The organism is Cognatundibacterium curvum, assembly GCF_014284235.1.
Taxonomy (GTDB): Bacteria; Pseudomonadota; Gammaproteobacteria; order Burkholderiales; family Burkholderiaceae_D; genus Undibacterium; species Undibacterium curvum.
In genome coordinates this window covers 23,763-35,193 of the sequence record NZ_JACOGD010000001.1, presented here as the reverse complement: position 1 = coordinate 35,193, position 11,431 = coordinate 23,763, and the positions used below count along the sequence as shown (strand labels likewise).

Sequence of the window (11,431 nt, the reverse complement as noted above, 5' to 3'; positions counted from 1 at the left end):
ATTAGTGAATTTAGCTCCCAAAACCGAAAACAGTTTCTTTAATCCATTTATAGATACGAAGCTGCTTTCATTCCCGAATGGGGCTACCAACATTGAACAAAGTTATCTTGGATCAAGATATGAAACTAAAAAATCCCTAAACACTTTTGTTGAACCCAAATAATTTGGATATGCTTTCTTTAAGTTTTTAACATTTTTGGCAGAAACGATAACCGCTGCCACAAGGTCACTCGAAGATTCACTTTCGGCGAGTTTCTGTAGTGCCTCATTCTTATCTCTTGCCCGATATGGTGTCACCGTACCTTTAAATCGAGATTCGTCCACCCTAAACAATCTCACTAAGTACAAGTCATCAGGCCGAACTTTTTTAATTGTTAAACTTGCGTTACCCGTTGTTAACCGCATTGCTACATTGTATTTAGCAAGCCTTTTCCGAACTTCTAGCTGAGTTTCCAGAAGCCTTAACTCATCAATACTCTCATCGAGTAGTTTCTGCTCCAGTACAACTGCCCCCTCTTTGTGCGCCACCAAAATCCCAGCAATTTTAAAAAATCGCCTCCATTCAACGTGTCCATCAACTGAAGTCTTTAAATTAAAATTTTCAAGGGTATCTATAATTTCTAATGACGTTGCCCACGCATGTTGAAGTTCGGTTCGTAATTGCACTTCTATTTTTGTGTTCTTCCACTGACTGTCTATTTCTGCACCAGAAAAACAACTGTACACAAGATGCACACCACCATAACCGCTTTCTTTAGGAGTTAAATAATCATAAGTTTTTGTTATTCTGTGTATTGAGCGACTCTTACCAAGCCTTTCGCGCAATTCATTCAACTGCCGGAGGTTTGCAACTATTGCTCGACAACCACCTATATCCTGCATTCGCGTCAGATCAATCGCGTTTTCCCTCTGCCCATCCAGAGTTGGACGTTCTAATTTATGAATAATCGTGGAAAGCATTTTCAACCGTCTCACCACAGTTGCGTTCTTTGATACTCGTTTTGTTGCACTATCAATATGATTCTTAATTAGCATCAAAGGGTACAAATGAATCTCGCGATAATTCTGAATTTTTTCAATAGCATGCCTGCGCTCTTCGTCAACGCAACCATGCCTAATTGAATGCCCTGCTCTAGAGATGTCTTTCTTTGAAAACCTTAAACTACATTTTTGACTTTCGTAAACGCGATTCACCATTTTTTATCTACCTCCATCTGAAGTCTAAGGTCGAAGACTACATCTGCTGAAACAAATGCGTGTGGTTGCGGCTGACTTCCAGCTTTTCCGGCTGGCCTTTAACGCTCAGCATCAAGCGGCCGCGAAAATCGCGGCTGACTTCGGCAATCGCGGACACACTCACGATGGCCGAACGATGGATGCGCCAGAATTCTTGCGGGTCCAGTTCATCTTCCAGTTCTTTCAGCGATTTGCGGATCAGGTATTCAGCCTGTGCCGTCTGCACCAGGGTGTATTTTTCATCCGATTTAAAATACAGAATTTCTTTGGTGCTGATCATGCGCAAAGCATTGCCGACACTGGCCTGTATCCAGCGCAGATACTCTTTGTTCGCGCCTTGCTGCTGCATCAGCTGGGTCAGTAAATCCTGGACCTGCGTCGCCTTGGCCGAGATAGCGGTCACAAGCGGCGCAGCACCTGCATCTGCTGGCTTGGCTGCACTTTTGGCGGCATCGCGCTCTTGCAGCCGCTGCTGCAAACGCTCGCAGGTTTGCTGTAAACGATCTGTCTCAACCGGCTTGAGCAGATAATCCATCGCTCCTCGCTCAAAAGCGGCAATCGCGTAATCATTGTAGGCTGTCACGAACACCAGTTGTGCCTTACCAGCCAATTCCGCCGCTGCTTCTATGCCATTTTTACCGGGCATGCGTATATCCAGAAATACGATGTCAGGCTGACTCAGCGCAGCCTGTTCCAGCGCCGCAATTCCGTTCGCTGCCTCAGCGACTATCTGCAAGTCCGGCCAGACCGTACGCAAGCGGCTGCGTAACAGGTCGCGCATAGGCGCTTCATCATCCACGATCATTGCTGTTCTTTGCATCATGCGCTCCGAAGTAAATTCATCAGTGTTTTGCTAAGCGGCTTCCAGCGGAATCTGCAGCGTAAAACTGGCGCCGCCGGATTCAGGAATTTCAGTGATCAGCGCGGCGCGGATACCATATAAGGCCTGCAGCCGTTCGCGGATATTACTCAGCCCTACCCCATCCTCGGCATGCGGATTCAGACCGATACCATTATCGCTGACCCGCAGCAGGATATGGTGTGCATCGCTGCTGGCATGGATATGTATGTGGCCACCATCAGTCTTTGGCTCCAGGCCATGTTTAATCGCATTTTCCACCAGCGTCTGTATCATCATCGAAGGGAATTGCGCCTGCGCTAAAGCCTCAGGCACCTCAATCTGATAACTCAGGCGCTCCTGCATCCTGGCTTGCATAATGTTCAGATAAGCGCGCGACAAGTCGATTTGCTGCCCCAGCCTGCCCATGCCGGGCTGGCGCATTTGTGGCAGTGCTGCACGCAGATAGCGGATCAGGTCGGCATGAACCAGCGCAGCACGCGCAGCATCGGTTTCTATCAATTGTCCGATCAGGGCCAGGGTATTGAACAGAAAGTGTGGCTCTATCTGCGCCTGCAAAGCAGCCATTTCAGCCTCTATTACACGCCGTTCCAGCGCCTCACGGTCGGCGCGGCTGGCGGCTGCCGTGGCGGCCATTTCGGCACGTCGCTTGCCACCAGCCAGGCTCTTGATCAATACCGAAGACAACACCAGCACCGGTGGCAAAGCGCCTAATCCCAACATGCCGCCTATGATCATCACCAGTAGCGAGACCAACAGCAGTTTTTTCCACGGCACCACGGCCAGCCAGTCAAAAAAACGCCACCACAGAATGCGTACCGTTTCCAGCATATTCAGTACGGCATCCAATACCGGATTGTCATCTTTGGGTTGCATGTGTTTACTCCCTGCCATCCTGTTCAATAACTTCCACCGCCTTTACCGCTTGCGGAACGAGGCATTTGACCAGCAGCGTCGTGAGTACCAATATGAATACCAGGCCAGGCAAAGCCAGCATTGCTCCCAACAACAAGGCCAGAAAACACGCAGCCAGACAGCGTTTCCAGCTGGTCGCTGCAACGCGGATCACATAAGATTGCCAGAAGTAACGCAAGGTAGCACCCAGATTCAGGCAAAAGTCCAGCACCGGATTTGATGCGCTGTCCTTGTTACTGTTAGTGTTGTTTGTGTTGTTGGTATCGTTCGTGGTGTTCATGCTGTTCTCCTTAGTGTGATTGAAATCTGGTGTCAGTGAGAACAGCATAAACAATCAAAACAGGCATCACATCCGCGCTGCGATCAGTGGCAGCAGCTTTGGCTCAAGTGGTAGATACAGCAGATAAACGGGAGCCCATCTGCACACTGCCCGCTCAGACAAACAGACCAAGGCTGAGCAGGAGTGCACGTTAGGCGCAGTGACGGCCTCAATTAAGCCAGTACCCGCAGTGAGTAGTCGGTAGCTTTGATATCTTTGGTCAGGCTGCCGATAGAAATACGGTCGACACCGGTTTCAGCAATCGCACGTACCGAGCGCTGATCGACGCCGCCTGAAGCTTCGAGCAAGGCACGGCCCGCATTGATGCTGACAGCTTCGCGCATCATGTCGGTATTGAAGTTATCGAGCAAAATAGAAGTCGCACCTGCATTCAGCGCGGCATGCAGCTCATCCAGGTTTTCTACTTCGATTTGTATGCTGACACCCGCATTCAGCGCCAGTGCATGCTGCATGGCAGGTGCGATACCGCCTGCGGCGGCGATATGGTTTTCCTTAATCAGGATGCCATCATACAAAGCCAGACGCTGGTTTTTACCACCACCGACACGGACTGCGTATTTCTGCGCCAGTCGCATACCAGGCAGGGTTTTGCGGGTATCCAGAATGGAGGCCGTGGTACCCGCAATCAGTTCCACATAATGCGCAGTCGCTGTCGCAACCGCCGATAACATTTGCAGGAAATTGAGTGCCGAGCGTTCAGCCGTCAGCAAGGCACGCGCAGGTGCCTGGATTTTGCAAACGACGGAATTGGCAGTCATTGCATCGCCCTCGGCATATTGCCATTCGACGCGTATGCGCTGATCGCAAGCCTGCATCACCGCATCGAACCAGGGTGCTCCGCACAGTATCGCGTCTTCACGCACGATAACCTGTGCCTGCACCATTTGTTCTGTCGGCACCAGCAAACCGGTCAGGTCAGCAGCACCCACATCTTCAGCCAGCGCATCGCGCACATTGCGCTCAAACGCAGACTGTAAATCGGCATCAAAAGGGAAGTGTTTGTTTTGTAAATTGCTGGACATATGATTGAATTCTGTTCTTGTTCAGTGTCTTCAGTTTGATTGGGTGCTTAGTTTGCCGTCTGCTGGCGGGCGCTGGATCAGGCCGGGCCTATGTTCTGGAACAGAGCACCATCTTTAGCCAGGTCGCCGGATGGACGTACATTGGCTTTCTTCGCAGCCGCAAAATCCAGCATACGGTTAATGCACAGCTTGGCTTTTTCCGCCGTCGCAGGCTCAACCTGAATTTCATTATTGCCCTGCTCCAGCACAGCCAGCAAGTTGCGCAAGCCATTCATTGCCATCCACGGGCAATGCGCACAGCTCTTACAGGTGGCGCTGTTACCCGCAGTCGGTGCAACGATGAAACGCTTACCCGGTGCGGCCATTTGCATCTTATGCAGGATGCCATTGTCGGTGGCGACGATGAATTCCTGTGCATCCAGCGTCTGGGCGGCATGGATCAGTTGCGAGGTAGAGCCGACCACATCGGCCTGTGCCACCACGGCAGCCGGGGATTCCGGATGTACCAGCACCTTGGCATGCGGATATTCGGCCTTGAGCACATCAAGCTCTATGCCTTTGAATTCATCATGTACCAGGCAGGAACCCTGCCATAACAGCATATCGGCACCAGTCTGCTTTTGAATATAGCCACCCAGATGTTTATCCGGTGCCCATAAAATTTTCTTACCCTGCGCATGCAGATGTGCCACGATATCGAGGCCTATGCTGGAAGTTACCATCCAGTCGGCACGTGCTTTGACTGCCGCGCTGGTATTGGCATAGACGACTACAGTACGGTCAGGATGCGCATCGCAGAATGCGGCGAATTCGGTGGCATCGCACCCAAGATCAAGCGAACAGGTCGCATCCAGATCTGGCATCAAAATAGTTTTTTCCGGGCTCAGGATTTTGGCGGTTTCACCCATGAAGCGCACACCGGCCACAATCAGGGTTTTGGCGGCATGGTCGCGTCCGAAACGTGCCATTTCCAGCGAATCGGATACGCAGCCGCCAGTTTCTTCAGCCAGGTCCTGCAATTCTGCATCGACGTAGTAATGCGCCACCAGCACGGCCTGTTTTTCTTTGAGCAGGCGGCGTATTTTTTCTTTCAGTACCTGTTTTTCTTCAGCACTTGGTGCTTCCGGCACACGTGCCCAGGCATTGGCGGTACAACTGCTGCCCTCTTCCATCTGAGGGCGTTCAAATTCGATGACTTTGGTGTTTTCCATCATGGTTCTGGCTCAAAATAACAAGGTGTTTGGCTGTGGGCTGCGCTATGAAGTATCAAACTTTCAATAAAACAGCGGGGCAAAAATCATGATTTTCACCCCGCTGCAGTCTGATCGCAGAGACAACTCAGCGTTAATTCAGCGCTAATTTAGCACTAGTATACGCTGTTACCAGATGTTTACGCGCTTTGCCCCCTGACGCAAGGGCGAACGTTCGCCCTGGCAGCTGAAGGCTGACGAGAATTCCGGCATATTTGCAAGTGGCGCAATCACACGGTACTTGTCCGGAGAATGTGGGTCAGTCGCGATTTTCAGACGTAACATTTCATCACGGATGGCGCTGCGGAAGCTTTGCGCATTAGCAATAAAGAAACGCTGGTCCGGTGTCAGGCCATCTAACAAAGCTGGCTGAGGATTTTTCTGCAGTGAAGTACGCAATGCCTGCAAGGCGATCTTCATGCCACCCAGATCGGCAATGTTTTCACCTGCCGTCAGCTTGCCATTAATATGCAATTTGTCGATAGGATTGAATTCATTGAACTGGGTTTCTATCGCTTTAACGCGGGTCAGGAATTTTTTCTCATCCTGTGCAGTCCACCAGCTTTTCAAATTACCGGCCGCGTCAAACTGACGCCCTTCGTCATCAAATGCATGGGTCAGCTCATGGCCTATGGTTGCGCCGGTATTGCCATAATTGGCTGCCGGGTCCGCCTGCACATGGTATAGCGGCGGTTGCAATATACCCGCCGGGAACACCATTTCATTCATGGTCGGGTTGTAATAGGCATTCACGGTCTGTGGCGTCATACCCCATTCATTGCGGTCTATCGGCTTGCCAAGACGGGACAGCACACGCTGAAATTCAAATGCCGAAGCGCGTGCCACATTATCCGCATACGAGCCGCGATCGATTTGCAGGCTGGAATAATCGCGCCATACATCCGGATAGCCGATCTTGACGACGATGCTGTCGAGTTTTTTGTAGGCTTGCTGTTTGGTTTGTTCGGACATCCACTCCAGCTTGCCTATGCTGTCACGCATCGCCGCCTGGATATTACGCACCATGTCCTGCACACCCGCCTTGGCTTCTGGCCCAAAGAATTTCGCGACATATAACTGACCCAGCGCTTCACCTGCTTGTGCATCGATATTGGCCAACACCCGCTTCCAGCGTGGTTGCAATTCCTTGGTACCGGCCAGGGTTTTGCCATAGAAATCGAAATTCGCATTCACAAAAGCCTGACTCAGGAAATTGGCGCGACTGTTCGCGACATCCCATTTCAGATAGGTTTTCCATTGCGCGAGCGGAACTGCATCCAGCATCTTATCGACTTCGCTGAAGAATTTAGGATGTGCGAGGTTCAGTTGCCCCGGCTGCTGCAGTCCTATGGTTTGGAAATAGCTGCTCCAGTAAGCCGATTTACCTTGTTTTTGCAAACCATCCAAATCGGTCAGATGATAGCTGGCGGCCGGATCGCGTAATTCCACCTTGGTCAGCGAGGCTTTCGCCAGCCGGGTTTCCAGTGCCATTACTTGTGCCGCATGCTGCGCAGACTGTGCCGCGTCCTCACCCAGCAAACTAAAAATCTGCTTCATATAGGCCAGGTATTGCGCGCGGATCTCCTTGGTCTTCGCATCATTCTTCAGGTAGTAATCACGGTCTGGCAAACCCAGACCACCCTGACCCAGCTGCGGAATATAACGCTTGCTGTCTTTCAAATCCTGATCGACGGAAAAACCAAACAACGGCATCACGCCTTGCTGGTGCAATTGCGCGATGACGCGTATCAAACCGGCTTTATCGCTGATGGCATCGATCAGCTTAAACTGCGCCTGCAAAGGCTGGGCGCCTTCGCGCTCGATACGGGCTTCATCCATGCCGCTTGCATAGAAATTACCAACCAGGCGCTGTTGCGCATCCGGTGACTGGCTGGCAGCGGCCAGCTCTGCGATTTCTTTCAATGCGAGCAGATTACGCTCAGTCACTTCATCGTACGCGCTGTAACGCGAACGATCCGCCGGGATAGGATTATTTTTGAGCCACAAGCCATTCGCATATTCAAAGAAACTGGTGCATGGATCGGCTTTCAAATCCATGGTATGCGCTTCCAGCACAAAGGCATTGCTCGCAGCAGGCGTCGCCTTTTGTGCGGGGCTCTGCGCTGCAGCGGACAAGCTGAGCAAGCCACAGGCCACTGCCAGGGCACTGCGTTTTAAGCGGAGTAAAGGTGTTTTCATTTTTGGTCTGAATTAGTCTGAATTAGTCTAAATAAGTTGGCTATTTTTATTGTGTCAGAGGTAAAGGATTTTTATTGCTTGTAATCACCTGCACGCCCAGACCTGAAGCCTGGGTGGCAAAACGATACACCCTTTGTGTCGCTTTCTGGAAGTCTTCAGGTTTAGCCTGTGGTATTTCCATGAATTTCTGGGGATTGAGGTCGGTCAGCGGGAACCAGGAACTTTGCACCTGCACCATGATGCGATGACCGCGCCGGAAAGTATGCAACACGTCGGGCATGCTGAACTTCACTTCCGTGACTTCATTTGGCACAAAAGGCTGCGGCTTTTCAAAACTCTCACGGAACTTGCCACGGAAAGGCTCACCGCGTACCAATTGCTGGTAACCGGCCAGCGTCGTTGACGGTGGCGGCACATCACTGCCACGTTCACGTCCACCGCTGCGTTCCGGATAGTCATCAGGATAGACGTCGATCAGTTTCACCACCCAGTCCGCATCGCTGCCTGTGGTCGATACAAACAAGCGTGGCTGTATCGGACCTGCGATGGTCACATCCTGTTCCAGCGGCTCAGTCTGATACACCAGCACATCCGGCCGTACCGAGGCGAAGCGCTGGTCGCTGACCATGTATTCACGCGGCGCACCGGTCGCTACGTAAGAAATAAACGGCACCGGCTTTTTAGGATCAGCAATGTATTCATCAAAACCAGTGTTAGCGGCGTTTGCAGTATTTGCGGCAGCAGGCTGCTTCCAGCTGAGCTTGCCGTCAGCACCGAAATACAAGGTCGCTGCTTTCGCCTGCTCAGGCGGCCAGCTCGCATACTGACGCCAGATATTGGTGCCGGTTTCAAATGCATTCACCTCCGCCACGGATTTGATCTTGGCATCTTTCAGGTGATGTTCAAAAAACGGGAACAGTAACTGCTTGCGATAATACTCGCCGGTTTTGCTGTCGAAGCTGACCTGGCCCAGTGATTTGCCATCCGCACCAGCCCAGCCGCCGTGTACCCAGGGTCCGATTACCAGACCATTAAACGGGGCACGTTCGCCATTTTTTTTGACTTGCTGCTTGCGTATCGCATGATAGGTTGTGAATGGCCCTTGTACATCTTCTGCATCGTACCAGCCACCTACCGTCAGCACTGCTGCACGGATATTTTTGAGATGCGGCGCGATGTTACGCTCCTGCCAGAAAGCATCGTAAGTGCTGTGCACGATAGTCGGCATCAGCAGCTCACGTTGCTTATCACTGAGTTGCGCAGTGATATTTCCCAGCGTCAGATGCTTGAGGAAATACTGATAGCCATCGTGGGTACCGTAATCAAACTGCCCCCAGGACTTGGGCAGCGGCGTCGGATTTTTTTCGACAGTGAAATTCGAATAGAAATCGAAATTAGCCGCCAGCATGAAAGCGCCGCCGTGATAAGAATCATCCCCCATATACAGATCGGTCACTGGTGCCTGCGGCGAAGCCGCTTTAATCGCAGGATGTGAATCGATAATGCTGGCCGAGGTATAAAAGCCAGGATAAGAAATACCCCAGATACCGACTTTGCCATTATTGCCTGGCACATTCCTGAGCAGCCACTCTACCGTATCGTGCATATCCTGGCTCTCTATGCCCTCACCAGCGGCGCGCGCGGCTTTGGCATGTGGCGTCATTTCCTGCCAGACGCCCTCAGACATGTAACGGCCACGTACATCCTGGCTCACGAAGATATAGCCACTTTGCTCAAAATCACGCCCCGGCCCGAGGGAGTTGGGATAAAAATCAACGCCATAGTGCGTCTCGCCACCCGCATGCACGCCGGAGCCGTAAGGCGTGCGCTGCATCAGAAACGGGTAAGTCTGGCTACTATCCTTTGGAACATACACTACAGTAAACAGCTTGATGCCGTCGCGCATAGGAATCTGGTACTCGTATTTGGTGTAGCGTTCGCGTACTGTATTGACAGGTGCTTCAGCGCCATCTGCAGCGGAGTTGGCAACAACGGAAGATGTTGCTGCTTGCGCCAGGCCGACATAACTCTGGGTGACTGCAAACAGTGCCAGCGTGAGCACCTTATATTTGAAGCTAAGGTTTATTTTCATTATTGTTTCCCAAGTTAACTTATTTATTTATTTTCATTTTCGCAGAGATCGCGGATAACCGGCATTTCCATTTATACAAAATTCTGTTTCCCGCTCAAAAAAGTAGCAGAAGACAGCACCATAGCGCACACCAGATGCCTCTTTCAGCAAGCTGATTCCCTGTGTCAATTTACTGCTATGATGCAGAAATACAGCAACCTGGGCCGCCCAAACACTCGAATCTCTGGCACAGGTACACAGATTGCGAATCCCGCAATAAGTTTCCATTCACAGGAAAATAGTAAGGCTATAGGAGGCATGATGAAAACCTGGATGATCACTGGCACCCTGCTACTCGGCTTAGGGGCAGCAACACAGGCACAGGCTGGCGTCCACGCTGGCTTGCGCATCAATCTGACGCCGGTTCATTACAGCCACCACCATCATCATCCCTGGTACCGGCCCTATTATGGTGTCGCACCTGTGTATTATGGCCCTGTGTACACGCGCAATATTGTGTACCCGGCTCCGGTCGAGGTCAGGACAATATATACCCAGCCGGTTACGACGTATTCCACCAGCAGCTACAGCATAGAACCAGCGCCAACTGTCATCTACAGGGATGAAATACGCACAGCGCCACCTATCACAGCCCCCAATGAATGGCTGTATTGCCGTGAGCCGGACGGCTTCTACCCCGCCATCAAACAATGTCCGGGCGGCTGGCAGAAAGTTGCTGGCGGCAGAGAAAACTAAATCTTTTTTTGCCCGGTCTGACCTGGGCAAGGATGCAATTGCTCCAGTCTTTGCAGCTCAGCCTTTAATCGCTATACCTAATTCCAGAATAGGCAGCAGGAAGCGCTCCGCTATGGCGTAATACCTGCCCATTCAAGAGCTTCATACTGAGCTTGCCCGGGTAAAAATTATCGGAAGAAGCAATGCCGGATCGATTCAGGAATAGCAGGTATTCCTGCTTAGGGCGAAAATCGATGCCCGAGGCATTGCGCATTGCCAGACGCACGCCATGTTCGCGCACTTCGCCACCGAACTGCACCAGCGTTATCTGACTGCCTGCTGACATGGGCATGTCGGCACGCATCACTTCACTGATGACAAACTCTGACCTGGTCAGTATCTGGCCCCGGTCCGAAGTAAAAAATGATATTGAATTAAGATTTCTGGCACGAACCACAAAGTCAGCCGAACATACACGCTGGTATAAGGCATATTCGTTCCGGTTCGTAAAGTCAGACTCTGAACCGAGCAAGGGGCGATCTGAAACCAAATTATATTCAACGCCGGGTTTCATTTTACCAAGATGGCTGAACCTGGCCTCCGCATCGGCCAGATCGAATGGCTTAGCGCTGGCTATATCAACTGAGCCCAAACACAAAGCAATGGCGAAGGATAAACACACCCTGATCAGGAGCGCCCCAGGCAAGCGCTGGCTACCTGACACAACACAAACAAAACAGCTGAATTTGCTGCTCATACACCAAGCTCAATTGAGATAAAAACGTTTCGGCCAAAAAAAAGGAC

At 51.3% G+C, this 11,431-nt stretch carries 10 protein-coding genes; 1 reads left to right on the top strand and 9 read right to left on the bottom strand.

All coding sequences use genetic code 11. The features are described 5' to 3' along the window. Positions 1–102 precede the first annotated feature (102 nt). From H8K43_RS00160 to H8K43_RS00125, 8 genes are all read right to left on the bottom strand, one after another. The gene (locus H8K43_RS00160; RefSeq protein WP_186901990.1) at positions 103–1,197 is read right to left on the bottom strand and encodes a RelA/SpoT domain-containing protein; all 1,095 of its coding nucleotides are present in this window, start codon (positions 1,195–1,197) and stop codon (positions 103–105) included. A 37-nt stretch (positions 1,198–1,234) separates the two neighbouring features. Continuing rightward, complete coding sequence (locus H8K43_RS00155; protein ID WP_186901989.1) at positions 1,235–2,059, bottom strand: LytR/AlgR family response regulator transcription factor; 825 nt, start codon at positions 2,057–2,059, stop codon at positions 1,235–1,237. 30 nt (positions 2,060–2,089) lie between these two features. Beyond that, positions 2,090–2,971, bottom strand: coding sequence for a sensor histidine kinase (locus H8K43_RS00150; RefSeq protein ID WP_230403595.1), 882 nt, complete (start codon positions 2,969–2,971; stop codon positions 2,090–2,092). A 4-nt stretch (positions 2,972–2,975) separates the two neighbouring features. Further along, positions 2,976–3,290, bottom strand: coding sequence for a hypothetical protein (locus H8K43_RS00145; protein ID WP_186901987.1), 315 nt, complete (start codon positions 3,288–3,290; stop codon positions 2,976–2,978). Between the two features lie 212 nt (positions 3,291–3,502). Next, a complete protein-coding gene (gene nadC, locus H8K43_RS00140; RefSeq protein WP_186901986.1) occupies positions 3,503–4,372 on the bottom strand; it encodes a carboxylating nicotinate-nucleotide diphosphorylase in 870 nt (289 codons plus the stop codon). A gap of 77 nt (positions 4,373–4,449) precedes the next feature. Then, positions 4,450–5,586, bottom strand: a complete 1,137-nt coding sequence (gene nadA / locus H8K43_RS00135) for a quinolinate synthase NadA (protein ID WP_186901985.1) — start codon at positions 5,584–5,586, stop codon at positions 4,450–4,452. Positions 5,587–5,751: 165 nt separating this feature from the next. After that, entirely contained in the window at positions 5,752–7,821 is a 2,070-nt protein-coding gene (locus tag H8K43_RS00130) for a M13 family metallopeptidase (protein WP_186901984.1), read from the bottom strand. A 46-nt stretch (positions 7,822–7,867) separates the two neighbouring features. Next, positions 7,868–9,913, bottom strand: a complete 2,046-nt coding sequence (locus H8K43_RS00125; RefSeq protein ID WP_186901983.1) for a CocE/NonD family hydrolase — start codon at positions 9,911–9,913, stop codon at positions 7,868–7,870. A 297-nt stretch (positions 9,914–10,210) separates the two neighbouring features. On the opposite strand from H8K43_RS00125, the gene H8K43_RS00120 reads away from it, so the two are divergent. Continuing rightward, complete coding sequence (locus H8K43_RS00120; protein ID WP_186901982.1) at positions 10,211–10,648, top strand: hypothetical protein; 438 nt, start codon at positions 10,211–10,213, stop codon at positions 10,646–10,648. A gap of 64 nt (positions 10,649–10,712) precedes the next feature. Here H8K43_RS00120 and H8K43_RS00115 read toward each other — a convergent pair whose 3' ends face one another. Then, entirely contained in the window at positions 10,713–11,384 is a 672-nt protein-coding gene (locus H8K43_RS00115) for a hypothetical protein (RefSeq protein WP_186901981.1), read from the bottom strand. Positions 11,385–11,431: the final 47 nt, after the last annotated feature.

What these genes read in the sequence shown, in the direction of transcription:
- nadC (WP_186901986.1), bottom strand. Translation starts at nt 4,372, where the DNA reads ATGTCCAGCAATTTACAAAACAAACACTTCCCTTTTGATGCCGATTTA.
- H8K43_RS00120 (WP_186901982.1), top strand. Translation starts at nt 10,211, where the DNA reads ATGATGAAAACCTGGATGATCACTGGCACCCTGCTACTCGGCTTAGGG.
- H8K43_RS00160 (WP_186901990.1), bottom strand. Translation starts at nt 1,197, where the DNA reads ATGGTGAATCGCGTTTACGAAAGTCAAAAATGTAGTTTAAGGTTTTCA.
- nadA (WP_186901985.1), bottom strand. Translation starts at nt 5,586, where the DNA reads ATGATGGAAAACACCAAAGTCATCGAATTTGAACGCCCTCAGATGGAA.
- H8K43_RS00115 (WP_186901981.1), bottom strand. Translation starts at nt 11,384, where the DNA reads ATGAGCAGCAAATTCAGCTGTTTTGTTTGTGTTGTGTCAGGTAGCCAG.
- H8K43_RS00150 (WP_230403595.1), bottom strand. Translation starts at nt 2,971, where the DNA reads ATGCAACCCAAAGATGACAATCCGGTATTGGATGCCGTACTGAATATG.
- H8K43_RS00130 (WP_186901984.1), bottom strand. Translation starts at nt 7,821, where the DNA reads ATGAAAACACCTTTACTCCGCTTAAAACGCAGTGCCCTGGCAGTGGCC.
- H8K43_RS00125 (WP_186901983.1), bottom strand. Translation starts at nt 9,913, where the DNA reads ATGAAAATAAACCTTAGCTTCAAATATAAGGTGCTCACGCTGGCACTG.
- H8K43_RS00145 (WP_186901987.1), bottom strand. Translation starts at nt 3,290, where the DNA reads ATGAACACCACGAACGATACCAACAACACAAACAACACTAACAGTAAC.
- H8K43_RS00155 (WP_186901989.1), bottom strand. Translation starts at nt 2,059, where the DNA reads ATGATGCAAAGAACAGCAATGATCGTGGATGATGAAGCGCCTATGCGC.